Raw genomic sequence first — 25,499 nt, 5'->3', positions numbered from 1 at the left:
TTTTAAAACAGGATCTCCTGGATCTAAAAATTATTGGCAAAAGTAATTATTCTAAATTAATACCACCGTCAAAACTATTTTATTGGATTTTGCGTAATAATACCATGGCACACGAAAGGGTCATAAAAAAATCGTAAAAAAAGTTCGTATGAAGCAATTTATCTATGCATTTATATTCATGATCTTAAATTTCTACAATCCGACAAGTATGCTGGGACAAGTTAAAAATGATAAAATGAATGTTTACTTTATCAGTGGATTAGGTGCGGATAAAAGGGTATTCCAAAATCTGAACATAGATCCAAAGTTCAATGTAATTAATATAGAATGGATCGATCCTAAAAGAAAAGAGACCATTGAGGATTATGCGGGAAGACTTATCTCCCAAATAGATACAACGAAACCCTTTCAAATAGTCGGCTTATCATTTGGAGGTATGATGGCAACAGTTATCTCGGAGAAGATTCGTCCGGAACAAATAATCCTGATATCCAGCAATTCTGTGGGCAGGCCAATAGGGAAATTCTACAGAGGACTTATTGGATTTGTGCTCCTAAGTCCATTCTCAGCACCTTTCCTAAAATCAACTAATAAATTTACCTACAATCTTTTTGGTACCCATACCCTTGAAGAAAAAGCTTTATTAAAATCTATCCTGAAAGATACTGACGCAAAGTTTCTAAAATGGGCACTGAAAGCAATTGGTAAATGGAAACATCCCAATAAGTCACCCTTCGCTTATCAAATCAATGGAAGTGCAGATAAAATGGTTAAGCTTGAATATGTCGATGCCGATAAAGTGATTAAAGGTGGCGAACATTTTATGGTACTTTCAAAAGCAGAAGAAATATCTAAAGTTATTAATGCTCAATTACTGAAAAAATATCAATAAGGCAGATTCTTAAGGATAATTCAATTATTATTTTTAATATTGAATATGTTTAGATCAATATTAATAGTTGGGTTGGGCGGTGCCATTGGAGCGGCATTAAGGTATATCATTAATATTTTGACCTATAAGTTTCAGTTTTCTGAGATTCCTATTGCTACTTTTCTTGTTAATATTATCGGTTGCTTCCTGGCAGGGTTGTTCCTTAATCTAATTGAAAAGAATATTCAACTTTCAGATGACCTGCGCTTACTTCTAATAACAGGATTTTGTGGAGGCCTTACAACATTCTCGGCATTAACCATTGAAGAATATTCATTTATATCGAATAAACAATTCTTACTTGCATCTGTATATCTTGGGGTTACAGTAACATTAGGATTAGTAGCTTTTTGGTTGGGCAGTCTATGGTTCAAATCTTAAATTAACAGATTATGAGAAGTTCAACAATAAAAACAAAAAGAGAGCTTTTTTATCTGATTGTATTGTGTGTTTTTTTAAATCTCAAGTTGAATGCCCAGGATAGCTCTTTCGTTATTAATCCAGCACTCATAGGTGCCATCTTTCCCAACTTTGAATATAGCCTCAAAACATACAATCCTTTATTAATTCCTTATATACCATTTTCGAAAGGTAATTTCTACGGTGAAGTGCGGTATAATTACGACCGCAATGGCACACTTGGGCTTTATGGCGGCAGAAACTTTATGGTTGGAAAAACGGGCTTGAATATCTTCACACCTCAATTAGGCATACTTTTAGGCGATTATCAGGGCGCCTCATTCCAGTTTTACTACAATCTCATCCATCCAAAAGTCGAATTCAACCTCACCAACCAATACTCTGTGATCCTCAATGATCGTCCAAATTTTTATTTTAATTGGTCAGACATTCAATTTCCAATTTTCAATAAATTCAGGGCAGGTGCTACGGTGCAAATATTTTGGGATAATACGATCAGAATGATTGATCCCGGTATTTTAATTGGTTACAGAACAGATAAACTATATCTTATGTTATCCTCTTTCAATCCCTGGGATAAAGAAAAACATTTTATATTTTTTGCAGTTCAATACAAAATAGTCTTATAATTCAAAATGTTAAAACTCATTGATGGATTTGGTAAACATTAGAAAACTTGAAATTAAAGACAATAAAGCTATTGCCGTCATCATTCGGGAAGCGTTAAAAGATTTTGGAGCAGATCTTCCCGGAACTGTATACTACGACACTGCGACCGATGATCTTCATAGTATTTTCGAGGCAACAAATTCAAATTATTTTGTAGCAATAGTGGATGGCAACATCGTCGGAGGTGGTGGTTATTTCCCCACTGAAGGGTTGAATTCTGACACTTGTGAATTGGTCAAAATGTACATAAATGCATCCTTTCGTGGAAAAGGAATTGGCAAGATGCTGCTGGATCAAGCAATTGAACATGCTATAAAAGATGGTTTTAAGTATATGTATCTTGAAACGCTTCCTCAGCTGAGCCTGGCTGTCAATATGTATAAGAAATATGGCTTTGAAAATTTAAATGGACCTCTAGGTAATTCCGGTCACTTTGGATGTAATATGTGGATGGGGCGGGAATTGTGAATAAGGAGGCAATGGGTAATGGGTAATTTGTAATTGATAATCGGTAATCGGTAATCGGTAATCGTTAATATGCTAAAATTTCACGAAGTAGATAAAGTTCATTTTTAGAAAAAACCTGAAAGGTTGGCATTATTATAGAAAAAAAGAATATAATTCTTCCATAACCCCGAAGGCGGTGGCATTATGATGAAATAGAGGTCAGAAAGTGAAGAAGTGAGGAAGTGAGAAGGTGAGAAATGATAAAATATGAGTGATGAGTGATCAGGTGATATGTGATCAAGCGATGTGTGATCGTATGATCGATTGATAAATGAACTACATCATCTCGTTTCCACAAAAAGCCAAAAGCCAACAGCTAAAAGCCAAAAGCCCCTTCAAATATATGGAGATAGATAAAGCAGCTAAAAAAACCTGAAAGGTTGGCATTATTATAGAAAAAAAGAATATAATTCTTCCATAACCCCGAAGGCGGTGGCATTATGATGAAATTGAGGTTAGAATGTGAGAATGTTAGAAGGTGAGAATGTTATAAGGGCATTTCTTAAGTTATATTAGAAAAAATAGCAAAACGTTTAATCCGCAAGAACTACATCATCTCGTTTCCACAACAGTGATGTATCATGATATACGTTGACAACTAAAAGTGTGGAAAACTTTCTAAATTTAAAGTTATGACAAAAAAAGTTAGAAGGTTATTTTCAGAAAGTTTCAAAAAGGAAAAGGTAGAACAGATAGAATCTGGTCAGATTACCGTACATAAATTATCCAATATGCTGGAGTTGGGAGACACTGCTATTTACAGGTGGTTGAAGAAATATGGAACGAAAGATTATAAATCTCCGGTAATAGTAATTGAAACAGAATCGGATTATTTAAAGTGGAAAAATTCTGAAGGGAAGATCCACCACATGGAGAATTTATTAGGAAAACAACTTATAAAGATTGAGTATTATGAGGAGCTATTGAAGGTTGCTGGCGAGCATTTTCAAGTGGATATTAAGGAGAAATTTTTAAAAAAGTCTTAGCCAACTTTCAGACAAGAACTAAATCATTTAGTATGGAACAGTTATATCGAGAAGTAGGCTACAGTGTCAGGGATTAAGTCAACATCAGAAAAGTGAGGTTCAAATAGATAAGCTAAAATCTGATGTGCTTGAGTTAGCGAAAGTGTGGCGGGCCAACCATCCTGGATTTAGTGCGAGGACTTTGTTTTATAGTATATTAAATCAAGGAATATACCTGGGAGTTGGCATAAATAGATTCGAAAGATGGGTGGCTGAAGCAGGAATGAATGTCCGGAAAAGTCGGCCACAAGTACCAAAAACAAGTGATGGAAAAGGGAAGAAAACATATCCCAACCTGACAAATGGTTTAGTATTAAATGGAATAAACCAGTTGATAGTAGGGGACATTACATACTATATGGTCGATGGAACATGGCATTTTATTTTTTGCCTCAAAGATGTGTACTCTCAATTCATATTATGCTTACTTCCTTCCAAAAATATGAAAGCAGAGCAAGCTGTGGCTAGTTTAAAAAGATGCATTAGCATAAGAGGAGCTCAAAATCTAAAATTTGCCATTCATCATACAGACAACGGCTCACAATATGAGGCATTGATTTATTTAATGCTCCTAAATGAATTGGGTATGCAGATAAGCAGATCTAAAAAGTGTAAAGAAAACGGTAGTGCAGAACAACTAAACGATAATGTTAAAAACAGGTACTTGATACCATGGGGAGTCACGACTTATTCAGGACTCGTTAAAGCATGTAAAAAGATACAAAAGCTGAATAATGAACAAAGGGCAATTAAACAACTTGGAAATAGAAGCCCGGTACAATTTGAAGAATACATTGAATCATTACCATTGGAAATGAGGCCGACTAAAGTTATGTTCGATTTCAAAAACAATGAGCAATGAATGGGTTTATAAGGCATGATTCCCTAAACTGAATAAATTAAAAAGCAGAAGGTAAAAGCCTCCTGCTCGGAATTCATTCCATATATGAGTAATTACGCTATTCCTTCTGGAGTTGCTCCCCAGCAGAGCTCCAGTCCGCTTTACGCAACCGTCGAGTCAAAAATGAAAGATATTACTATATTTACAAAATCAAGTTTTCCACATCTTGTTGGGTTGTTGGGTAAAACCTGTCAATTGAAATCATGATCCATCACAGGGCCAACAGCCAACAGCCAAAAGCTAATAGCCAACAACCTACTCCTCCTCGTCTGATCCCATCTGATTATCCTCCCTTAACTTTCTCATCATTTCATCAACTTTATGGATCTCATCCAAAGTATCATCAAGATAAAAAACGATGTCCGGAACTCTGCGCACATGTTTCCTAATGCGGTTGTAAAGGTTCTTTTTAACTTCATGAATAGCGGCTTCAAGCTCAAGAAGAACAGCCTGCTTATTTTCACTGTTAAAAATACTCAAATACACCTTGGCTAAAGCCAGATCCGGTGTCACATTGACTGAAGTGACAGTCACCATTGCTTCCGGGCCATAGATATAGTGACCATCGGCCTGAAGTACAATACTAATATTTCTTCTGAGTAATTCTGCTATTTGTAATTTCCTGAAAGACATTTCAATTCTATTTTATCTATTCTCCATTGATTAACGAAAAGAACAAAGGTAATTATTTCTAAGAATATGAATGTGAAGTTAATCAAGCCCAGTTAGGGATAGCTTCTACTAATCTTTTGGTATAATCATTCTGAGGGCTGTTAATCACATCCTGAGTGACACCTGATTCCATTATTTTTCCTTGGTTCATGACAAAAATTCTATCCGCTATAAAGTTAACCACAGACATATCATGAGTGATAAAGAGCAAGGAAAGACCTAACTCTTCCTTCAGGTCTTTAAGCAAATTTAACACCTGTGATTGCACGCTTACATCAAGTGCAGCCACTGATTCATCACAGATGAGTAGCTCTGGTTCAAGGGCTAATGCTCTTGCTATACTAATCCTCTGACGCTGTCCTCCACTAAATTCATGTGGATATCGACCAGCATGTTCTTTTAATAATCCTACCTGATCGAGCAAACTATGCAAGCGAGAAGTTCTTTCCTGTTTGGTTTTAAATAGATTATGAACGATAATTGGCTCCATTATAGCCTCTCCAACCTTCATTTTGGGATTCAATGAAGAATACGGGTCTTGAAAAATAATTTGAATTTTTTTTGCTGTTTGCTTCCAGGCTGATTCTGATTGACTAAATAACTCTTTACCATAAAGGAATGCCTTACCGGATGCAGCTTGCTCCAGGTGCACTAATGTCCTGCCAAGCGTAGATTTTCCGCAACCACTCTCTCCCACTACACCTAGTGACTCCCCTTTTTGAATAGAAAATGATAAGTCATCAACAGCATTTAAATAATTAGTTGTTTTCCCCCAGAAATTTTTCTTTAGAGGATATTTTACTGTGAGGTTCTCAACTCTTAATATTGGCTCTGCATCACGGTCAGGAGTTACTAAGTGCTTCCTTTCAAGAGACTTCTTGTCTTCCTTTTGAGTAAAGGCCAAAGATCCATCGCGGTCACTAATATTTACAAAATCGAAAACTACGGGTAATCTTTCGAATTGTTGATAAAGTGGAGGTTTACAAGCAATTAATCCATGTGTATAAAGATGCTTAGGATGTTTTAATACTTCTTCTGTCAATCCTTCTTCCAGAATTGAACCTTTATACATCACATTGACCCTGGAAGTAATAGATCTTATGACACCAAGGTCATGCGAGATAAATAAGATTGATATTCCAAACTCATCCCTGATATTCACCAAAAGATCCAGGATCTTCTTCTGTATAGTCACATCAAGGGCCGTTGTTGGTTCATCCGCAATCAATAAATCAGGATGGCAGCTGATAGCCATCGCTATCATCACACGCTGAATCTGGCCTCCTGAGATCTGGTGCGGATAGCTATTGTATATTCGAAGAGGCTCAGGCAGTCCCACTTTTTTAAAAAAATCTAATGTCGCATCCTTAGCCTGTTGTTTTGAATATTTTAAGTGCAGCCTGGTCATTTCATCTACTTGATATCCACAAGTAAATACTGGATTAAGTGAAGACATCGGCTCCTGAAATATCATTGAGATCGACTTGCCTTTAATCTTGCGAAATAGATTATCCTCTAATCCAATAAGTTGCTTAGTCTTCCCTTCGTGATTATATTCAATAGAACCTGTGATCTTTGCATTGTCAGCTGGCAGCAATCCTAATAATGACAGTCCGGTGACAGATTTACCGGATCCTGACTCACCGACTAATCCTATGATCTCCCCTCTATTTATATTGAGATCAATGCCTTTGATCACCTCATTTATTCTTCCTTCTGTATTAAAAGCAATCCGAAGGTCCTTAACTTTTAGTAATTGATTTTCCATGATTTATAATCTCACTTGCCGAAAATATTCCCATAAAACAATTCCCAAACTTACAGAAATGTTGAATGAATGTTTAGTGCCTACTTGAGGAATCTCAACAGCACCATCACATAATGAAAGTATATCTTTAGATATTCCCATCACTTCATTACCAAAGATCAATGCCAGTGGTGTTTTGGGGAATATTTTATGTTCAAGGGAGGTAGAATCTGTGGTCATCTCCACGGCAATCACCTCAAACCCTTTTTGTTTAAGTTCCTTGATACAAAGTTCAGTAGAATTGTGATAATGCCACTCCACGGAATTTGATGCACCAAGAGCGGTCTTTAGTATTTCTTTATGAGGAGGCGTGGCTGAGATACCGCACAATTCAATACTTTTAATACCAAAGGCATCTCCTGTTCTAAAGGCTGAACCAATATTCAAACCTGAACGGAGATTATCCAGGATGATCACAACAGGATACTTTTCCTGCTCCTTAAAGGTCTCTAAAGAAACCCTGTTCAATACCTCATATGATTTTTGTTCCATCAAGACATTTGATGACTTTCATGATATTCAATGGCCTTTTTTACAAATTCAACAAACAAAGGATGAGGTATTTCTACCGTACTTTTAAGTTCCGGATGGAATTGAACACCCACAAACCAAGGATGATCTTCAAGTTCGATGATTTCAACAAGATCATTCTCCGGATTTACTCCTGATATCACTAATCCTGCCTTTTGTAATTTGGATCTGTATTCATTATTTAATTCCCAGCGATGTCTATGTCTCTCCTGAATTAAGGATTCGTGATAGGCGGAATCAGCTTTACTCCCCTTTGTAATTTGACAATTGTAAGCACCAAGACGCATCGTTCCACCTTTTTTCTTGATATTTTTTTGATCTTCCATTAAAGCGATTACCGGAAATGGAGTCTTAGTATTTGTTTCTGTTGATGCAGCTCCTTTCATTCCTGCTACGTTTTGAGCAAACTCCACTACTGCGCACTGCATTCCAAGGCATATGCCAAAGAAAGGAATCTTATTTTCTCTGACATATCTGATTGCATTCAACTTGCCTTCAATCCCTCTGGATCCAAATCCCGGAGCAACTAATATTCCGTCTTTATTTTTTAAGAGTCTGACACAAGATTCTTCATCTAAAAGGTCTTCTGAGTGGATAGCTTCGACTTTCACATTACACTCATTGGCTGCTCCTGAATGTATAAATGATTCATATATAGACTTATAGGCGTCCTTGAGTTCAATGTATTTTCCAACTAAAGCAATATTGACTTCTTTTTTAGGATATGTAAGTTTGGATAAGAAAACTTTCCATTTCTCGAGATCGGGAACTACATTATTTTCAAAGCCAAATTTCTTAAGCACAAGGGTATCCAGACCTTCTTTTTCCATCAACAATGGCACTTCATAAATTGACGAAGCATCAATGGATTCAATTACAGCACCTTGCTCGACATTACAGAAGAGTGCAAGCTTCTGTTTAATCTCTTGACTAATTGGTTTTTCAGTCCTACACACAAGGATATCAGGTTGTATACCAAGACTTTGCAATTCCTTCACTGAATGTTGAGTTGGTTTTGTCTTAAGTTCCTGTGCCGCACTTAGATATGGTAACAATGTAAGATGGATGACTAGTGTATTCTGCGCACCCAAATCCCACTTTAATTGTCTTAAAGATTCCATGTAAGGGAGAGATTCAATATCACCTACAGTCCCTCCTAACTCTGTGATTACCACGTCATAATCACCTGTTTCACCAAGTAATTTTATACGTCGTTTTATCTCATCTGTGATATGAGGAATGACTTGAACTGTCTTACCAAGATACTTTCCTGCCCGCTCTTGTTTGATAACAGTTTGATATATTTTACCGGTTGTAACATTATTGGCCTGACTAGTTCTTATGTTTAGAAATCTTTCATAATGGCCTAGGTCAAGGTCTGTTTCGGCGCCATCATCAGTCACAAAACATTCACCATGTTCATATGGATTCATTGTTCCCGGATCTACATTGATATATGGGTCAAATTTCTGTATAGTGACACGAAGATTCCTTGCTTGGAGTAATTTGGCTAAAGAGGCTGATATTATGCCCTTTCCGAGAGAAGAAGTTACTCCGCCCGTAACAAAAATAAATTTAGTCTGCATTTTAAAACGTTGTTACGGGCTGTAAAGGTAGATAAAAAGTTTATATACAAACATTCAAATACCAACTGCATCGATTTTTATATCCTAAAGTCAATAGCAGCATTATAAATTTTTGATATTTTTAATTTAACCTCTTTGATTCAAAAGAAATATTAGACTAAATTTTATCAAAAAAATGATTAAATTAATTTTATAGTAGGCAAATGTGTTATTTAGAATTATAATGCATATATCTAAATAGTTCCATTTTGTCAAAACGTATTATATTTGTCCAGGTTGGAAAAGATATCCTATGTCTAAATTATTAAACCTTGCAGTAAAAACCTATCTAAAATATGTGCATCATTCGTTGCACAAGGCAGCGTCAACACCTATAGTTACACAAGAAAAAGTCTTTTCAAAATTACTCGCAAACTTCAAAAATACCAAATACGGAAAGCTTCATAACATTCGGCAAGTAAATAATATTGCTACCTTCCAGAAGGCATTACCAGTGACCGGGTACGAAGAATTAAAACCGTACATCGAACGGATGATGAAAGGTGAAAACGATGTCCTTGTAGGCGGAAGTGTTCGTTTTTTTTCAAAATCATCAGGAACGACAAATGATAAAAGCAAATTCATACCGGTTCCTAGAGTAAATCTTTTTAAAAACCACATCAAAAGCTCTTGGGATAGTCTCGCACTTTTCTACGATAAAAGACCGGACGCAGAACTTTTCAACAAGAAGTCCTTAGTTGTTTGTGGTTCCATTTCGCATTATGAACAAAATCCCAAAACCATTATAGGAGATATTTCTGCTATAATGACTAAAAACATGCCCAGCGTGGCAAGGTCCTTTTATACTCCAGACTTTGAAACTGCAATGCTTCCAGATTGGGAAGAAAAGATTAAGCGGATTACAAAAATCACATTAGATCAGGATGTAGTGATGGTAGGTGGAGTGCCCACATGGTTATTGGTGATTTTCCGTGAATTAATTAAACATACCGGAAAAGAAAATATGTTGGAGATCTGGCCGAATCTGCAAGGTTATTTCCATGGAGGTGTGGGCTTCAATCCGTATTTAGAACAATTTAAAAAACTGATTCCTTCAGATAAATTTGTCTATCAGGAAATTTATAATGCAAGTGAAGGTTTTTTTGGTGTACAGGATGGTTTATCAGAAGATGGAATGATGCTGCTAATCAACAACGGTGTTTTCTTCGAATTTCTACCGGTTTCTGAATGGGAAAAATCAGATCCGTATTCATTAACATTAGCTGAAGTAGATCTGAATACGCCATATGCTATCGTTATCACCTCCAATAATGGCCTTATGCGTTACAAAGTAGGCGATGTAGTGGAATTCACCAGCAAAACACCCTTTAAATTCAAAATTAAAGGACGTACGCAGCACTTCATTAATACTTTCGGAGAAGAAGTCATGGTAGACAACACAGACAAGGCTATAGGCCTAACCTGTCAAACCTTCGATGCAACAATATCAGATTATACTGCGGGACCAATTTATATGTCAGAAAGCGATAAAGGAGGCCACGAATGGGTAGTTGAATTTGATAAAGAACCACATGATATTGCAAAGTTTGCTATCGTACTGGACGAAAATCTTAGGAAATTAAATTCTGATTACGATGCTAAACGCGCATATGATCTCGCACTTCTACCTCTCAAATTGATAAATGTACCTAAAGGGACTTTTCACAAATGGCTTCAATCCAGAAATAAACTAGGCGGCCAGCATAAAGTACCAAGACTTGCTAATCATCGTGAATTTATTGAAGCCCTTCTGGATCACAGCCAGCTGCGTACCACAGTCAAAAGATAATTTAAAACATGGATGAAATACAGGAATATACAAAATCCTTAGTACCGATTCTTTTCGAAAAAGAATCAAAAGAATATGCTGATGCACTCGAAGCAATGAGCATTGAAGTGGAAACAATGTTATCCAATAGCCCTGATCTCTTATTCAGCTATCTATACAGGTTGGATGTAGACGAAAATAAGATTAAGCAAGCCATGTCTCCTTTTACAGAAGAATTTCCAAATATCGGTTTGGCAAGATTGATCATTGACCGGCAGTTGCTAAGAATAAAAACGCAGCAAGAATACAGTCGAAAGAAATAGAAAAGAAGCCTTGAGCGGATTAGCGAAATGAGCAAATTAAGAAAGGAGAAGGGCATCGTACTTCGGTCATTCAAATATGGTGAGACCTCACTCATACTGGATATTTTGACAGAAAATTTTGGATTAAAATCATTTATTATCCAAAGTGTCAGAAAAGCTAAAAGCCGCACCTCCCCTTCCTCGGTTCAACTTATGGCTGCTGTGGACATCGACTTCTATTTAAAAGAAGATACGGAGCTTTTTCAGCTAAAAGAAATAAGATCTAATAGGTTGTGGATATCTATTTACAGTGATATGCGTAAAATAGCCATGAGTATGTATATGGCTGAAGTAACAAGAAAAGTTGTCAACAAATATGAAAATCATAGCGAAATATATGATTTGTTGAGTGTATCACTGGAAATGCTAGAAAATAGTCATCATGCCTGGTCTTTGCATTTATGGTACACTGTCCATTTAAAAGTTTATTCAGGGTTTTCTCTGATACAAAAGAAAATTGGGTCAGATCAATTCTACGATATCAGATCTGGAGATATACTTAACGTGCCACCAAATCATGGTTTTTATTTCGATGAAAAGATGATGCAATTATTGAGGGAATTGGAACAATTACCTATTGAGCAGATAGATGAGGTGATAATGGGTAGAAATTTGAAAAATAATATGCTCGATAACCTTTTAGAATATTTTAAGATCCATATACATAATTTCAATAATATACAGAGTCTTGACGTATTGAAGACTGTATTCGAATAAGCAATTTTGAACCTAAAATATGATGCTGAATGAAAACTTCGTGCACATTAGACTTTTCATATTTGTAAAATTAATATTAAATATAAGTCAATATTTAAAAACACCTTCTTATATTGCACGACAATACTCAATCAAAAACTATCTGAATTAAGCGTATTCCAAAACTAATTCTACAATTCTAACATGGTTGGATCGACATTCCACATCACATCTAAATATTTAAAAAGGGTAGTAAAGTCACATATCTTTAAAAGTGCCTATGATCCATCAATAACACCTATAACAATAATCTTCAATGATGGACAAGATTTTAACGCTCTTAAGATATCCCAGACTTTTGAATTCTATCAGGCAAAATATCCACATATTCCAATAGTCATCATAGGTATTGATGCAGGTGATAGGATAAATGAATATGGATGTTCTTATAAAAATGATTATAAAAACCGTGGAAATAAAGCCTTGGAATATAGAAGCTTTATCATCAATGAATTTGTTCCATATTTAAAATCTAATCTCCAGTTAAAACTAGAAAAGTCCAAGACCGGATTTGCAGGATTCTCTATGGGAGGACTTTCCGCCATGGATATTTCACTGCATAATCCAGATCTTTTTGGCTTTATCGGAGTGTTTTCCGGTAGTTTTTGGTGGCGCTATGAGCCATTCACAGATGATGACCCTGATGGATGCAGAATCATGCATGAATATATTGAAAGAAGTGCATTAAAAACAGGGCAAAGATTTTGGTTTCAGGCAGGTACAAAGGATGAAGATTGTGACCGAAATGGCAATGGCATCATTGATTCTATTGACGATACCCTCGATGTGATTCATTGTCTTGAAAAGAAAGGTTTTATTAAGGATAAAGATCTGACATATTGTGAAGTAAAAAATGGAACCCATGATCCATTTACATGGGGTCATATCATGCCAGTTTTCCTGGATTGGGTTTTAAGTCCACTCGCAAGCCATTATTTGTCTAAAAGCAAAACGGCCTGAAAAATTAATTTCTCAGACCGCTTCGATATTATTATTCAGTGATTGAACTTTAATTATTTTTTATCGTCACCATCTTTTTTCACTCTATCTACTTCTCCATGAATCCTGAACTTTGTTTGAGCAGGAACAGTATTAGCAGTAATAGTTACATCTTTTGATTGAGAACCTGGCTTACCATGTGTGTCAAATTTAATAGGAACGTCTGCAGACTGACCAGGAGCGATCGGTGTAGTAGGACATTTAGGAGTCGTACAACCACAGCTACCTTTGCAACTAACTATAACCAAAGGTTCTGTACCTGTATTTGTTATTTTTACAGAAGTTTCAACGATATCACCTTCCTTTACATTATCAAACTTGTAATCAGTTTTATCCAATGTCATAGTAGTAGTTGGACCTGTAGGAGTTACTACCTCGTTAGGATTGCCTGTAGCTTCTTTATCTGACACTGCGCCTTCAGCTTTAGCTTCAGCTGTTCCAGCAGTAGCTGTTGAATCAGACTTACAAGATGTAAAAGAAAGTAACAAGACAAAGCTTGCGAAAGAAAATAATGACTTCATTTTTATTTAGATTTAGTTTTGAGTTAAAAATTTTAGCAAAGATAATACACACAAACAGGTAAATCGCGGTTTAAGTCTGTTATGGAGCGGGTTTTGGTAATTATTAACATAGTCAATATTTATAATACATTATTTAAACCTTATTTTTTCTTCAGTAAATTAAGAAATTTTGTTGCCGAAACAGCATTTAAGGTATCGATTTTTCTCAATCCACCTGCTCTCGCAGCTATTACACCGTATCGAATATCGTCAATACCATGCATGCTATGTGCATCAGGATTAATACTTATTTTAATCCCCTTCGCTACTGCCTTTGCAATCATGGTGTGATCCATATCAAGCCTCTGAGGATTGGCATTCAATTCTATACTGACATTATTAGCGGCACATGCATCGAAAATTTTATCATAATCAACAGGGTATCCTTTTCTTGAAAGAAGAAGTCTTCCTGTCATGTGCCCCAAAATATGCATATGGGGATTTTCTATCGCTTTGACTAGTCTTGTGGTAGCCCTTTCTATATCCATATTCAATACAGAATGAATACTACCTATTACAAGATCAAAGGATTTAAGCACATCCTCGGGATAGTCAAGTGAACCATCATTCAGTATATCAGACTCAATACTTTTAAAAATTTTCAGATTTGGGAAGTCTTTTTGAACCTTATCTATTTCGATATGCTGCTGCACTACCCTCTCTATTATTAGCCCGCTAGCATAAAAAGCTGATTGACTATGATCTGTAATTACTATATATTCATAGCCTTTATCCTGAGCGTAATTGCACATTTCTTTTACAGTATGGATGCCATCAGAATAAGTAGTATGACAATGAACCACTCCGCGGATATCTTCTTCTTTTATCAATTCCTCCCCCTTCAAATGAAATAAATCCTGGTTCCATCGCAATTCTGGAATGATGTACGGTAAGTTTAATGCTTCAAAAATGGCTCTGTCGTTATCTTTACCAAACGGCAATTTACTAATGTCAAATAAAGTTTCGATAGCAACGTCTTCTGAAAATGATTGGATAAATGCCTCCTTTGACAAATCCTCTACACTTAATAGAAATGTTACCAGCAACTCTTCTTTGTAAACGCCTATCATTGAATCATCATCCTGATCATTGAGTTCAAAACCTTCAATATAAACAGGCCATTCTTCAGCATCAACTATATAAATTACTTCATCCACGATCTGCGATTTTCGATAGGCTTGTCCTGTCAACTGAAATCTTGTGATCTCTGACGAATTCAGGGCAACTTCCAAGTCTTTCAAAATTGGTTCAAGTCTTCCATAAAGCCATTTCCCTTTTGAACTTAGGTAGTGTTGTGCTTTTTCAAGAATGTCCTTTTGACTCTTCTCTCCAAAGCCTTTAGCATCTTTTAATCTGTTTTCAATGCAGTAATATATCAACTCTCCCACACTCATCAAGCCCATAGTATGCCAGAATTGTGCTATTTTCTTAGGTCCTATTCCTTTTATATTGAACATTTCTACGATGCCCTCAGGTGTTTTCTCCAGAAGATGATCCAACTCCTTTATCGAACCTGTTTCACTCATTTCTTTGATCGCAGCAACAATAGCTTTCCCTATACCGGGGAGTGCACCAAGCGCCTCAGGAGCCATTGTTGAAATTGGATCAGCTACTTTTTTTAACGTATTGTAAGCATTTTGCAACGCTCTGACTTTGAAAGGATTTTCATCATGAAGCTCAAGTAAATTCCCAAGGAGTTTAATTTTATAGACAATCTCACTATTCTGCATATCCAGATTTTATTTTTGAAGCAAACCAATAAATTACTTATTGTGATATTATTAAATGATAGTCTATGATCAAAGTGTCTACCATTTAATACTTTTGCACAAAATAATGTAAAATGTATAGAATTGGCTTCATAACCTTATGTGCTTTTTTATTTGTTAGTTTATTTTCCTGTAAAAAAGAATCTGCTCAGGATGATGGGCTCTCTACAACTGTCAATCTAAGTGAATATACTGTTGAAGATATTCCTGGATCAGATCGGAAAATGCTAACTAAAATGACCCCTCAAGGACTTTTGGAAGAGCAAGGTATGGTGGAAGGGGACAAAAAAGTAGGAACCTGGGCTCAATTTTATGCACCAAATACTAAACCAAAAGAAATCTGGACATATGAGAATGGTAAATTAAATGGCCTTCATTATCTCCTTAATAATTCCGGAAGAGTAGATATGTATGAAAGCTTTCTCGATGGCAAACTTCATGGTAAGCGAGTCACATACAAACAAGGAAGTCCGGTAGAGGAAATGAGCTATAAGAATGGACAGTTAGATGGCATATTTAGAGGATTCTTTCCTACAGGTAAATTACAAAGAATTGGAAACTTCGTCAATGGCAAGCAAGACGGCAAGTACATAGTCTACGATGAGAATAAACAAATCATACTTCAGGCAAACTATAGAAACGGCGAGGTAATAAAGTAGTCGTATAAAATTATAAATTAACGTGAATAATGGTTAAGCAACATTCAAATATACCTCTTTAGAGAGTTCGGTTGTGCTTAATTTAATGCTAGGTTTTTTAGGAAAGAAATGATATGCACAGAGAGCAGAAATCGCATTGTTCAAAAATCCTTGCAGAGCTCTATGTCTGGTGTGCTGTATGTTACATTGGTTTTTCAATTCGTCATTGACACATTCTATTAGTGCTCGTTTTCTCAGCAGCACCTTATCGTTATCAGATAAGTTCATAGACTTCATGTTTTTACGTCTTTTAAAGATCAAGTCTACACCATCATTCCATAGGAATTGGGCTAGTTTGTCAGATATATATCCTCTGTCGCCGAAGAGTTTTCCGAAAACTTCTTTTACCATTACGGAGAGAATGTCTTGATTCCTGTCATCTACATTTGCCTTGGACAGGTAGAAGTTCAACAACTCACCTTTGTCATTAATGATCAGGTGAAGTTTAAACCCAAAAAACCAGCCCATTGTGCTTTTAGATTTAGTCGCAAAACCTTTGAAAACCTTGTTCTGCTTTTCTCTTTTTATGTGACAAACATTTAAGGTTGTTGAGTCAATAAAGCTAATTCCGGTGCATGCTCCCAAACATCTGTCTTTCAAAAACATCAACAATGGAACAAAAGTCGGTTTTGTGTCTGATTAAATCGCTCATATGTAACCAATCCAGGAAACAGATCTCTCCAATGAACTAAAACCAATTCATTATAGTATCTTTTAAAATTGGTATAAGAACTCAAATGAAAGCAAATGTAAATCGTCATCTTTTCTGATAGACACAATGATGATTTTCTATTTCTGAATTTCTTATTTCCAGTTGAAATAGCCCTTTTGCACTCAATTTCATCAAATCCTTTGCAAAAATCGTCAACAGTAATGAAAATTTCTATAACTTTGTGCTTATCCATAGGAGAATTATTTGATTTATATTGTTGTTTGTCAGACACTAATATATTAAATATTCTCCTATTTTTATAATATTTAGCCTTTTTTCTTATCCATTATTCACGTTAAATTAGTAAGTAGAAGTTAGTTCACCTGTAATGCTTTGCTTCCAAAATCAAAAAGATAACTTGAACAATTGGAACGCAGATGCCGATGATATTTATGATATAAAAAGTCGTTAAGTACAATATCCCTTCTGCAAGCTAGAGTTTATACACATCTTTTTTTGTTTATTTCAAAGTAAATTATGGTGACACAGCGACGCAGGTTAACCTACGTTCGGGTGTTTGTTAAATTAATTTTGCTCATAAGTTACTCAATAACAAACTATTATCTTAATATTCTAGTTAAGCCTTTTATTGATAAATTCTTATGTATAAACCCTAGCTTCTGCAAGAGGGGCCAAGGGGGAGTTATTGATATGTATAATTTTTATTATTTACATAGTCCTGATCAACAACGTTTTGCGTTGAGATATAGGAGAATTAAACTTCGATGGTTGTTTTTAGCAAATATTGTCGGGTAAAATATTGAAAAGATTTTAAATACATTCAACTATTTAGCAATCAATGATACACATCATTAATTGTCAATACTAAAAGCAAGCTTATAAAAAAAGTTGAATAAATTGTTTCTAATCGATTAATTGGGTTGGATATTCTTTTTTAAACTCATACTTGAGAATATCGAAAGAAGTAACAATGCCAATGAGGTCGCCATTTACTACGATAGGAACAGCATGAAACCTGTTAAGAAGGAACAACTCAGCAGCAGAACCAATTTTATCAGTAGGTTCAAGAGTTGCAAGTTTTTTTGTCATTACATCTCTTACTTTCACAGTGTGATACTGTTCAAAACCCATATTTAACCAAAGCAAGTCGGCTGTAGTGATCAAACCAATCAATTTACCATTCTCAACTACAGGTAAATGATGAATTCTTTTCCCTGAAAATAATTCTTTGACTGTCGTAAGAGGTTCTTCAGGGTCAATTGTCACTAACTTTGTAGACATTATCCCTGAAATCGGTTCATTCATCATAACACACTAATATTTTATATTTACATTGTAATATTAAAGAATATGTATGTATTTAACAACTAAGGAAATCATATATTTATTTTTTTAACCTTTATATTGCTAAATTTGTGATACTTAAGATAGAAAAAAGAAATTGACTTTCGATTTATTTGAATAGTATTAAACAAATTCGACCAATATGGCTTTAAAATAACATCTATAAATAATTATTTCTTTTACATTTGATCCTTTAGAGAACTATGCACGATATAGAACCTTATTATCAATGGCGTGATTATTACATTGCCGCAGACGATGAATTATCGCTATTCTTCGGCCAAGAGTCAGATGAATTCCAATTTACCAACAAAGTTTATAACTACTACATACATCCTCAATGGGATGAATTTGGATCCAGTACCCTATATTTAAAGGTACTTTTCGTAGATTATGAGGAAGGCTATGCCATTATTGAACTCATTGGTGAATGGAATGATACCCTGCATAATGATGTAATGGAACTAAAGCGGGAGATCATTGACACTATGATCAACAAAAAAATATCAAAATTCATAATGATCAGTGAGCATGTGCTCAATTTCCATGCATCTGATGACAGTTATTATGAAGAGTGGTATGAGGATGTAAAAGATGAAGCTGGTTGGATCGTAATGTTAGGTGTGCAGAAACATGTCGTAGATGAAATGAATCAAACGCGACTTTTTCAGTATTTGCTATATGGGGAGCAATGGAACCTCATCAACTGGAGAGCCTTTACTCCTATGCAACTATATGAGGCGATAGACAGGTTTATAGAACATCCAAAGCTATTGCTGGATGTCAATCCGCAACAAAAAAAATTAAAATGAACGAACACAGATCTGGTTTTGTAAATATTCTTGGCAAGCCTAATGCTGGTAAGTCTACCCTACTCAACTTATTGATTGAAGCGCAACTAAGTATTACAAACCGAAAAGCTCAGACTACAAGAAGGAGGATTCTCGGCTTATGGAATGATGCAGATCATCAGATAGTATTTTCAGATACTCCAGGCATCATTGACAAACCTGCTTATCGGATGCAGGAAAAAATGAATACTTATATCTACCAATCATTTGAAGACGCCGATGTGATTTTGTACATGGCGGACATATCAGATCCAACTCCATGGAGTGAGCAAATAGGTGGAATTATGAATAAAGTGGATGTACCTAAACTTCTGATTATCAATAAAAAAGATCTTGAACCTAGTTTAAATAAAGAAGCAGCGCTGGAGAAATGGCCGAAAGATGTAGAATGGACAGAAGTCATGTTAATTTCTGCTCTTGAGGAGAAAGACAGGCAAGAATTGTTGCAAAAGGTATTATCCCTGCTTCCACCCGGACCAGAATATTACCCTAAAGACCAATTGAGTGATCTCAATGAAAGATTTTTCGTTGCAGATTTAATCCGCAAGCAAATATTGTCACTTTACAGCCAGGAAGTGCCCTATTCCTGTGAAATTTATATTGATAGCTTTACTGAATCTGAAAAAAATGGTAAACCTTTCGCCCATGTGAACGCAACCATATTCGTTTCAAGGTCAACTCAGAAATCCATTATAATAGGACGAAAAGGAGAGAAAATCAAACAACTTGGCACCAACGCCAGAAAAGAGATCGAAGAATTCCTTGGCTACCCTATCTTTCTTGATCTTTTCGTCAAAGTGAAGGAAAATTGGAGAGATGACGAAAGGCAGTTGAATAGTTTTGGTTACTGAAGCAATTTACAATTGACAATGGAAAATTGACAATAAAGTTACCGAGTACTTAAATTGAAGCAGTACTTTGCTGATGCGAAGTAGGCGTTTTTTCGTGAAAATCTTTCGCAATTCGATGAAGGGAAACGCTCTGTCTGGGCTTCCTATTTTATTTTCTCTGAAATTAAAAAATGGTCACTGTAGGGACAGGTCGCGACCTGTCCCTACAGTGACTATTTTTTAATCACTTATATATTGTCGAACTAATATACTTTCAGATTTGCATTCAGCAATTCTCAGATTTATTTAGACCTGCCGGGTTTTAAGCCTAAGGTTGGAAACAAACTTTTATACTGAACTTCCTCTATTAACAAAACCAAATTACCTCCATAACCCATTAAACATTACCGATTACCTATTACCCATTACCCATTACCTATTACCCATTGTAAATTACTTCTTCTCCTTCGTATACTGATATTGATGAACGATTTGAATCAGATCAGGAAAAAACTGTAAGAATAATTCATTCACCTCTTCAAAGTTTTCATGAAGCCAATCCGCTCCTCTTTTCATAATTTCTGTGTCAGTAACTTTGTGCTGCATTCTATCAAAGACCATATTGACACTATCTATTGTCATATACGCGTTCAACCAATCATGTTGAATCATATTGTTCAAACGTAAATTTATTTCTTCCGGCAACTCTTTGATGACAGATGACATTTGATCATAAATATTTTGGATAAACAGCTGAATATCAACCTCTTTATATTTTGACCAATTTCTCACTAGTAAATAATCCATAAAAACATCACTTACTACAGGGGAATATTTTTTAAATCTTCTGTACAACAGATGTTTAAATGTTCCATTGACAGGGTGTTCGTCCGTGTATTTATCAATAAATCGGTGTAGCGCAATTCCATCAAGAAAACGAATATCAATTTCATTGCGAACAGGGCCTTTCAGCATATCTGTCACCACATTGCCCGTTAGGATATGAGGATCATTCGGAGATAAAAATGCATGTGCTAAATAGTTCATATTGCTGATTATGACATTTCAAATGTCTTTTAAAGGTATTTTGTTTAAGCCAGTTGCAAATCATATTGCAAACGAAGTTGAAGGATAGATATAGAAAAGACTAAATAAAATTTATCTTTGCGCCCAAAATACGAATATTTTATGGCTTTAAAATGTGGAATAGTTGGATTGCCAAATGTTGGAAAATCTACTTTATTCAATGCACTTACGTCTGCTAAGGCACTTGCAGCGAATTACCCCTTTGCGACGAAAGAACCAAATTTGGGAGTTATCACGGTACCTGATGAAAGATTGGACGCCTTGTCTGCTATCGTTAATCCTCAGAAAGTGCAACCAACAACTGTTGAGATCCTGGACATCGCAGGTTTGATAAAAGGTGCAAGTCAGGGCGAAGGTCTTGGCAATCAATTTCTTGCCAATATACGTGAAGTTGATGCCATCATTCATGTGATCAGATGTTTTGTTGATGACAATGTGGTACACGTAGACGGCTCTATTCACCCTGTTAGGGACAAAGATGTAATCGATACAGAATTGCAACTCAAGGATATTGAAACGCTTGACAAAAGGATCGAAAAATATCAAAAAAATGCAAAATTTGATAAAGCAGCGAAGACAATAGTCGATCTTGGCAACAAAGTTCGTGCTCACCTCGAACAAGGGCTTAATGTAAGATCGATGGAGCTCGAGGAAGAAGAAGCGGAAGAAGTGAAATCTTTCCAACTTTTGACCGCAAAACCCATTTTATATGTGTGTAATGTAGATGAGGAATCTGCAAACACAGGAAATGAACTATCTGATGCAATTATACAATTGGTAGCTACAGAAAATGCGGAAGTAGTGCTTATCACAGCCAGCATCGAAGCTGACATCGCAGAATTAGAGACTAAAGAAGAGCGTCAGGAATTTCTAGAAGCGATGGGATTATCTGAACCAGGTGTGAATAAGATCATTACTGCTGCATATAAGTTACTCGGTTTAATTACTTATTTCACAGCAGGAGTTAAAGAAGTAAGAGCCTGGACGATTCCTATCGGCACTAAAGCTCCGGGAGCAGCAGGAGTAATTCACACCGATTTTGAAAAAGGCTTTATCCGTGCTGAAGTAATCGGCTACAATGATTTTATCACACTTGGCTCTGAAGCAGCTGTCAAAGAAGCCGGTAAGATGGGTGTCGAGGGCAAAGAATATGTGGTAAAAGATGGCGACATAATGCACTTCCGTTTCAACGTATAATTGAATCTAAAATTTTTGTTTAAATTAATTTATTTTTAAATTAGGTATAAAATTTCATAATTAAATAAAACGCCAGATCTGCGCTTCCCCTCTAACAGAGGCTTGCCCGCCCTCAAAGGCGGGGGTGCCGACAGGCGGGGTGTGAATGCCACATGTGCAACACAATTCAAAACTTCCAGCCCCATATTTTTTAAATAAATTCACTTCTTAAAATAACCAACATGGAATATCCTAAAGACCCTTACATCTCCATCCACTACAAGAAATATTTGGGTTTGGAGCAATTACTTTCTGCACAGAGATTAAGGAGTGAAGACTTAGAAAAACCTGCGCACGATGAGATGCTCTTCATCATCATCCACCAGGTGTACGAACTGTGGTTCAAACAGATCATCCACGAACTGGAGTCTGTCAATAAGATGTTCAAAAATGATTATTTAGATGAACGCAGTATTGGCACTGCCGTTGAAAGACTTGATAGAGTCATTGTCATCTTTGAACTACTGGTCCAACAGATCAAAGTATTGGAAACCATGACTCCGATGGACTTCTTGGAATTCAGATCTTACCTTTTCCCTGCGAGTGGCTTCCAAAGTTTCCAGTTTAGAAAGATGGAGGTAATGCTGGGCCTTCCGGCTGACCAAAGAATCACTTACAACAATAAACCATATCATTCAGCATTTTCTGAGGAAGAAAGGACAGAGCTGGAAATGTTAGAAAATAACGGTTCATTAGTCAAAGAATTGATAGATTGGCTGGAGCGAATTCCTTTTCTGCAGTTCAATGAATTCAGTTTTCTTGCATCCTACAAAGAGGCTGTTCAACACATGATCGCCAAAGAACAACAGGCTATCCGTGACAGTCAATTTCTTTCTGACAAGGAAAAAGAAATGCGCCTTATCATGTTGGGCGACACGAATAATTATTTCAAATCTATCTTTGACGAAAATGCTCACAATCAATTAGTTGAAGAAGGAACCTTAAGGTTTAGCTATAAGGCAACCATATCGGCTTTATTCATCAAATTGTATAAAGATGAACCTATCCTCCAACTTCCCAATCTCCTCTTAGAGCGACTGATCGATGTCGAAGAACTGCTCACCGTATGGAGATATCGCCATGCTCAGATGGTCCTCAGGATGCTCGGTAAAAAAATTGGAACAGGTGGTTCTTCCGGTCATACTTACCTTGCCAAGACTGCTGAAAAGCACCACATCTTCCATGATTTATACAACCTTTCTACGATGATGATACCGAGGGGAGATTTGCCGGAGCTACCGGAGGAATTGAGGGAGAGCTTGGGGTTTGTGTTTACGAAGAAGTGAGTTATCGGTAATTGGTAATCGGTAATCGGTAATAGCGCGAAGATTATGATTTGCCTGCAACTCGAAAGTTACTACTTTTAAAATCTGTGAAATCTTTTAATCTGTTTAATCCGTGATTCTGATAAATTGGCAATTGGTAATCCTTAATTAGTAAAGGTAATAAACTCATAATTTGTGTTGAATATTCAATTTATTTATTAAATTTGCCTACCCATTTCAAACACCTAAATATATAAATAGTGGAAAATTATAATCTAATATTCCGTCAAAGGACGAAAGATTTCGACTTGAAAGTAATTCTACTTCTTACCAAACTGAAATTCTCAGATGCATTAATAGTAATGAGAAAACAAGCCATTCGATCGGCTACTTCCGTAGCAGCTAATTACAGGGCAGCTTGCAGAGCTAGATCGACAAAAGAAAAATATTCGAAAATCTGTATCGTTGTGGAAGAAAGCGATGAGACTCAATTCTGGCTAGAAATGCTCTTAGAAAGCAATTACCTACCTAAAAATGATTTTGATTTAATGTATAATGAAATCACAGAAATCGTCAAAGTAATGACAGCTTTCAAAAAAAACCTTGGTAGCCAGATTTAATTCAATAATAGCGATTTCCATCCGATATGAAACCAAGATTACTGATTACCGATTACTGATTACCGATCAGACATCGCTTCCATCAACGCCTTCACATCCTCCTCCCCATTATACACATGTGTCGAAACCCTAATCGAATTCCCTCTTGCTGATACGATTATGTTCTTAGACTTCAAGTGATTCACTAAAGTGTCGCGGTCGATAGTAGGAGGAAGTTTAAAGCCGAAAAGGTGCTTAGAACGCCAGGATTCCTCTTCTATTTGAAAGTTATTTTCAGTTAGGAAAACTGTCAATGGTGTAATCAGGCTATTGCTATAGTTCTGAATATTTTCGACACCCCATTCAAGTATTTGTAAAATGGAAGTGTTTAAGATCGGCAATAAACCAAAATTGCTGGCCTCTCCGACGTTGTAGCGCATGGCTCCAGGCTTGTAATCGTCTGTATAACTTGTGAGACTTGTGAAGTCTTCAGCATTGCTCCGGGTCATCCAGGACTCTTCAATAGGGCAACCATGGTCAAATCTTGGACCATAATAGGCCAAACCAAGAGAATATGGCCCTAATAGCCATTTATAACCGGTACAGATCAACGCGTCTATATTACATTCCTGTACATCAATAGGAAGGGCTCCAACAGACTGTGAACCGTCAACTATAAATACCACATTTAACTCCTGACATTTTTTTCCAATACTGGCAAGATCATATAAAGTCCCGTCCGTCCAGTGAATCGAAGACATCACCACGGCACAAGTATCTTCCGTAATACTATTGAGTATCTCCTGACTCCAAAGTGCTCCCCGCTGATGTTGCGTTTCAGGAGGATGAATCATTTGAACAGTCTTGCTATGCCTGTTGCACCATGCATTGACTGCATAAAAACCGCTGGGAAACTCTTCAGTAACCATGATGACACTTTGACCATTGTCCAAGGGAATATTCTGAACAGCATTCATGATGCCATAGGATACAGAAGGAATGATGGCTATTTGCGCAGCGTCACTATTGATCAATTTCCCAAAATTAGAACGAAGTGTTGCAGCCTCGGTGAAAAAATCGATCGGAAGGATGGAAGCAGGGTTTCTCTTGCGTTGTAAGTCGATGATGGCTGCCTCTTCAGAAGACCTCAGTAAAGGTGACATATAAGCACCATTGAGGTAGTGAAGGCCTTCAGGCAATTGGAACAAGTGTTTTTGATTATGCATATAAAAGATTAAACGTACAACTATTTAAAATATCTAAGTCAAAGTTAAATGATTAAGAAATAAACTTTTTTATTATATTAATTAACCGGGTACAATGCACATGAAAGCTGAAACATTTAATCTGGAAGAACATATTAAATATAAAACTCAAATTTATTTAGCCACGAAATACACGAATGATGCTTTGCATCTAACACGAATTTATTCGTGAAAATTCGTGAAATTCGTGGCTAATCATATTTTATTTCTTGGAGTTCTCACAAAAGAAACTCCAATATTTAAAGCAGGATTACTAATGTATAGACCTAGACCTGTATAGGTTGTCTCTATGCACATTCTCATAAATTATATTTTCTTTCTATTATTAAATTTGAATTATTTTCTTAAAT

25 protein-coding genes and 1 pseudogene are annotated in these 25,499 nt (G+C 36.1%); 16 read left to right on the top strand and 10 right to left on the bottom strand.

The features are described from left to right. Positions 1–148 precede the first annotated feature (148 nt). The 6 genes from IPI15_RS03470 (at position 149) to IPI15_RS03445 (ending at position 4,414) form a co-directional block, all read left to right on the top strand. On the top strand, positions 149–892 hold the full coding sequence (locus tag IPI15_RS03470) for an alpha/beta fold hydrolase (RefSeq protein ID WP_287400748.1): 744 nt from the start codon (positions 149–151) through the stop codon (positions 890–892). 45 nt (positions 893–937) lie between these two features. Then, on the top strand, positions 938–1,312 hold the full coding sequence (gene crcB, locus IPI15_RS03465; RefSeq protein WP_287400746.1) for a fluoride efflux transporter CrcB: 375 nt from the start codon (positions 938–940) through the stop codon (positions 1,310–1,312). A gap of 11 nt (positions 1,313–1,323) precedes the next feature. After that, positions 1,324–1,980 (top strand): hypothetical protein, encoded by a 657-nt coding sequence (locus tag IPI15_RS03460; RefSeq protein WP_287419189.1) that lies wholly within the window; start codon positions 1,324–1,326, stop codon positions 1,978–1,980. Positions 1,981–2,002: 22 nt separating this feature from the next. Further along, entirely contained in the window at positions 2,003–2,488 is a 486-nt protein-coding gene (locus IPI15_RS03455) for a GNAT family N-acetyltransferase (RefSeq protein WP_287400742.1), read from the top strand. Between the two features lie 671 nt (positions 2,489–3,159). Next, complete coding sequence (locus IPI15_RS03450) at positions 3,160–3,513, top strand: transposase (RefSeq protein WP_287400740.1); 354 nt, start codon at positions 3,160–3,162, stop codon at positions 3,511–3,513. Between the two features lie 124 nt (positions 3,514–3,637). Further along, positions 3,638–4,414, top strand: a complete 777-nt coding sequence (locus tag IPI15_RS03445; RefSeq protein WP_287419188.1) for a DDE-type integrase/transposase/recombinase — start codon at positions 3,638–3,640, stop codon at positions 4,412–4,414. A gap of 294 nt (positions 4,415–4,708) precedes the next feature. On the opposite strand, the gene rbfA is transcribed toward IPI15_RS03445, so the two are convergent. From rbfA to pyrG, 4 genes are all read right to left on the bottom strand, one after another. Next, the gene (gene rbfA, locus IPI15_RS03440; protein ID WP_287400736.1) at positions 4,709–5,086 is read right to left on the bottom strand and encodes a 30S ribosome-binding factor RbfA; all 378 of its coding nucleotides are present in this window, start codon (positions 5,084–5,086) and stop codon (positions 4,709–4,711) included. An 82-nt stretch (positions 5,087–5,168) separates the two neighbouring features. Further along, positions 5,169–6,893: an ABC transporter ATP-binding protein gene (locus tag IPI15_RS03435; protein WP_287419187.1), complete on the bottom strand. Its 1,725-nt coding sequence runs from the start codon at positions 6,891–6,893 to the stop codon at positions 5,169–5,171. 3 nt (positions 6,894–6,896) lie between these two features. Next, complete coding sequence (locus IPI15_RS03430; protein WP_287400733.1) at positions 6,897–7,424, bottom strand: RNA methyltransferase; 528 nt, start codon at positions 7,422–7,424, stop codon at positions 6,897–6,899. Then, on the bottom strand, positions 7,424–9,049 hold the full coding sequence (gene pyrG / locus IPI15_RS03425) for a CTP synthase (RefSeq protein ID WP_287400731.1): 1,626 nt from the start codon (positions 9,047–9,049) through the stop codon (positions 7,424–7,426). The genes IPI15_RS03430 and pyrG overlap by 1 nt, the downstream gene beginning before the upstream one ends. Positions 9,050–9,341: 292 nt before the next feature. Between pyrG and IPI15_RS03420 the strand changes: the two genes are divergently transcribed. From IPI15_RS03420 to IPI15_RS03405, 4 genes are all read left to right on the top strand, one after another. Beyond that, positions 9,342–10,877 carry a GH3 auxin-responsive promoter family protein gene (locus tag IPI15_RS03420; protein WP_287400730.1) on the top strand — a complete coding sequence of 512 codons (1,536 nt, stop codon included), beginning with the start codon at positions 9,342–9,344 and terminating at the stop codon, positions 10,875–10,877. Between the two features lie 8 nt (positions 10,878–10,885). After that, a complete protein-coding gene (locus IPI15_RS03415; RefSeq protein WP_287400729.1) occupies positions 10,886–11,179 on the top strand; it encodes a hypothetical protein in 294 nt (97 codons plus the stop codon). A 27-nt stretch (positions 11,180–11,206) separates the two neighbouring features. After that, complete coding sequence (recO, locus tag IPI15_RS03410; protein ID WP_287400728.1) at positions 11,207–11,935, top strand: DNA repair protein RecO; 729 nt, start codon at positions 11,207–11,209, stop codon at positions 11,933–11,935. A gap of 183 nt (positions 11,936–12,118) precedes the next feature. After that, positions 12,119–12,934, top strand: a complete 816-nt coding sequence (locus IPI15_RS03405) for an alpha/beta hydrolase (protein WP_287400726.1) — start codon at positions 12,119–12,121, stop codon at positions 12,932–12,934. Positions 12,935–12,987: 53 nt separating this feature from the next. Here IPI15_RS03405 and IPI15_RS03400 read toward each other — a convergent pair whose 3' ends face one another. Both IPI15_RS03400 and IPI15_RS03395 read right to left on the bottom strand, forming a co-directional pair. Further along, entirely contained in the window at positions 12,988–13,494 is a 507-nt protein-coding gene (locus tag IPI15_RS03400) for a DUF1573 domain-containing protein (RefSeq protein WP_287400725.1), read from the bottom strand. Positions 13,495–13,634: 140 nt separating this feature from the next. Continuing rightward, complete coding sequence (locus IPI15_RS03395; RefSeq protein WP_287419186.1) at positions 13,635–15,263, bottom strand: DNA polymerase/3'-5' exonuclease PolX; 1,629 nt, start codon at positions 15,261–15,263, stop codon at positions 13,635–13,637. A 113-nt stretch (positions 15,264–15,376) separates the two neighbouring features. Between IPI15_RS03395 and IPI15_RS03390 the strand changes: the two genes are divergently transcribed. After that, complete coding sequence (locus IPI15_RS03390) at positions 15,377–15,961, top strand: toxin-antitoxin system YwqK family antitoxin (protein ID WP_287400722.1); 585 nt, start codon at positions 15,377–15,379, stop codon at positions 15,959–15,961. Positions 15,962–15,994: 33 nt separating this feature from the next. Here IPI15_RS03390 and IPI15_RS03385 read toward each other — a convergent pair. After that, positions 15,995–16,905, bottom strand: a pseudogene (locus IPI15_RS03385) (IS982 family transposase). A 671-nt stretch (positions 16,906–17,576) separates the two neighbouring features. Beyond that, positions 17,577–17,954: a CBS domain-containing protein gene (locus IPI15_RS03375; protein WP_287400721.1), complete on the bottom strand. Its 378-nt coding sequence runs from the start codon at positions 17,952–17,954 to the stop codon at positions 17,577–17,579. Between the two features lie 266 nt (positions 17,955–18,220). Between IPI15_RS03375 and IPI15_RS03370 the strand changes: the two genes are divergently transcribed. Together IPI15_RS03370 and era are read left to right on the top strand one after the other, a co-directional pair. After that, the gene (locus IPI15_RS03370; protein WP_287400719.1) at positions 18,221–18,829 is read left to right on the top strand and encodes a hypothetical protein; all 609 of its coding nucleotides are present in this window, start codon (positions 18,221–18,223) and stop codon (positions 18,827–18,829) included. Further along, positions 18,826–19,719 carry a GTPase Era gene (era, locus tag IPI15_RS03365; RefSeq protein ID WP_287400718.1) on the top strand — a complete coding sequence of 298 codons (894 nt, stop codon included), beginning with the start codon at positions 18,826–18,828 and terminating at the stop codon, positions 19,717–19,719. The genes IPI15_RS03370 and era overlap by 4 nt, the downstream gene beginning before the upstream one ends. 432 nt (positions 19,720–20,151) lie before the next feature. Here the strand turns inward: era and IPI15_RS03360 are convergent, their stop codons facing one another. Further along, positions 20,152–20,745, bottom strand: coding sequence for an acyl carrier protein phosphodiesterase (locus tag IPI15_RS03360; RefSeq protein WP_287400717.1), 594 nt, complete (start codon positions 20,743–20,745; stop codon positions 20,152–20,154). A gap of 141 nt (positions 20,746–20,886) precedes the next feature. Here IPI15_RS03360 and ychF point away from each other — a divergent pair, with 141 nt between their 5' ends. The 3 genes from ychF (at position 20,887) to IPI15_RS03345 (ending at position 23,905) form a co-directional block, all read left to right on the top strand. Then, the gene (ychF, locus tag IPI15_RS03355; protein WP_287400715.1) at positions 20,887–21,981 is read left to right on the top strand and encodes a redox-regulated ATPase YchF; all 1,095 of its coding nucleotides are present in this window, start codon (positions 20,887–20,889) and stop codon (positions 21,979–21,981) included. A 221-nt stretch (positions 21,982–22,202) separates the two neighbouring features. Continuing rightward, on the top strand, positions 22,203–23,306 hold the full coding sequence (locus IPI15_RS03350) for a tryptophan 2,3-dioxygenase family protein (RefSeq protein ID WP_287419184.1): 1,104 nt from the start codon (positions 22,203–22,205) through the stop codon (positions 23,304–23,306). 239 nt (positions 23,307–23,545) lie between these two features. Continuing rightward, the gene (locus tag IPI15_RS03345) at positions 23,546–23,905 is read left to right on the top strand and encodes a four helix bundle protein (protein ID WP_287400712.1); all 360 of its coding nucleotides are present in this window, start codon (positions 23,546–23,548) and stop codon (positions 23,903–23,905) included. A 59-nt stretch (positions 23,906–23,964) separates the two neighbouring features. Here IPI15_RS03345 and IPI15_RS03340 read toward each other — a convergent pair whose 3' ends face one another. After that, a complete protein-coding gene (locus IPI15_RS03340; RefSeq protein ID WP_287400711.1) occupies positions 23,965–25,110 on the bottom strand; it encodes an aminotransferase class V-fold PLP-dependent enzyme in 1,146 nt (381 codons plus the stop codon). Positions 25,111–25,499: the final 389 nt, after the last annotated feature.

The organism is Candidatus Brachybacter algidus (assembly GCF_016707225.1).
Taxonomy (GTDB): domain Bacteria; phylum Bacteroidota; class Bacteroidia; order Chitinophagales; family Saprospiraceae; genus Parvibacillus; species Parvibacillus algidus.
Note: the sequence above shows the minus strand (reverse complement) of the source record. Positions and strands in the feature narration are given on the sequence as shown.

Coding starts and splice junctions, on each gene's coding strand:
- pyrG (WP_287400731.1), bottom strand. CDS start 9,049: ATGCAGACTAAATTTATTTTTGTTACGGGCGGAGTAACTTCTTCTCTC.
- IPI15_RS03340 (WP_287400711.1), bottom strand. CDS start 25,110: ATGCATAATCAAAAACACTTGTTCCAATTGCCTGAAGGCCTTCACTAC.
- IPI15_RS03460 (WP_287419189.1), top strand. CDS start 1,324: ATGAGAAGTTCAACAATAAAAACAAAAAGAGAGCTTTTTTATCTGATT.
- IPI15_RS03470 (WP_287400748.1), top strand. CDS start 149: ATGAAGCAATTTATCTATGCATTTATATTCATGATCTTAAATTTCTAC.
- IPI15_RS03350 (WP_287419184.1), top strand. CDS start 22,203: ATGGAATATCCTAAAGACCCTTACATCTCCATCCACTACAAGAAATAT.
- IPI15_RS03390 (WP_287400722.1), top strand. CDS start 15,377: ATGTATAGAATTGGCTTCATAACCTTATGTGCTTTTTTATTTGTTAGT.
- crcB (WP_287400746.1), top strand. CDS start 938: ATGTTTAGATCAATATTAATAGTTGGGTTGGGCGGTGCCATTGGAGCG.
- era (WP_287400718.1), top strand. CDS start 18,826: ATGAACGAACACAGATCTGGTTTTGTAAATATTCTTGGCAAGCCTAAT.
- IPI15_RS03450 (WP_287400740.1), top strand. CDS start 3,160: ATGACAAAAAAAGTTAGAAGGTTATTTTCAGAAAGTTTCAAAAAGGAA.
- IPI15_RS03370 (WP_287400719.1), top strand. CDS start 18,221: ATGCACGATATAGAACCTTATTATCAATGGCGTGATTATTACATTGCC.
- rbfA (WP_287400736.1), bottom strand. CDS start 5,086: ATGTCTTTCAGGAAATTACAAATAGCAGAATTACTCAGAAGAAATATT.
- IPI15_RS03375 (WP_287400721.1), bottom strand. CDS start 17,954: ATGTCTACAAAGTTAGTGACAATTGACCCTGAAGAACCTCTTACGACA.
- IPI15_RS03415 (WP_287400729.1), top strand. CDS start 10,886: ATGGATGAAATACAGGAATATACAAAATCCTTAGTACCGATTCTTTTC.
- IPI15_RS03400 (WP_287400725.1), bottom strand. CDS start 13,494: ATGAAGTCATTATTTTCTTTCGCAAGCTTTGTCTTGTTACTTTCTTTT.
- IPI15_RS03455 (WP_287400742.1), top strand. CDS start 2,003: ATGGATTTGGTAAACATTAGAAAACTTGAAATTAAAGACAATAAAGCT.
- IPI15_RS03420 (WP_287400730.1), top strand. CDS start 9,342: ATGTCTAAATTATTAAACCTTGCAGTAAAAACCTATCTAAAATATGTG.
- recO (WP_287400728.1), top strand. CDS start 11,207: ATGAGCAAATTAAGAAAGGAGAAGGGCATCGTACTTCGGTCATTCAAA.
- IPI15_RS03405 (WP_287400726.1), top strand. CDS start 12,119: ATGGTTGGATCGACATTCCACATCACATCTAAATATTTAAAAAGGGTA.
- IPI15_RS03395 (WP_287419186.1), bottom strand. CDS start 15,263: ATGCAGAATAGTGAGATTGTCTATAAAATTAAACTCCTTGGGAATTTA.
- IPI15_RS03430 (WP_287400733.1), bottom strand. CDS start 7,424: ATGGAACAAAAATCATATGAGGTATTGAACAGGGTTTCTTTAGAGACC.
- IPI15_RS03435 (WP_287419187.1), bottom strand. CDS start 6,893: ATGGAAAATCAATTACTAAAAGTTAAGGACCTTCGGATTGCTTTTAAT.
- IPI15_RS03360 (WP_287400717.1), bottom strand. CDS start 20,745: ATGAACTATTTAGCACATGCATTTTTATCTCCGAATGATCCTCATATC.
- ychF (WP_287400715.1), top strand. CDS start 20,887: ATGGCTTTAAAATGTGGAATAGTTGGATTGCCAAATGTTGGAAAATCT.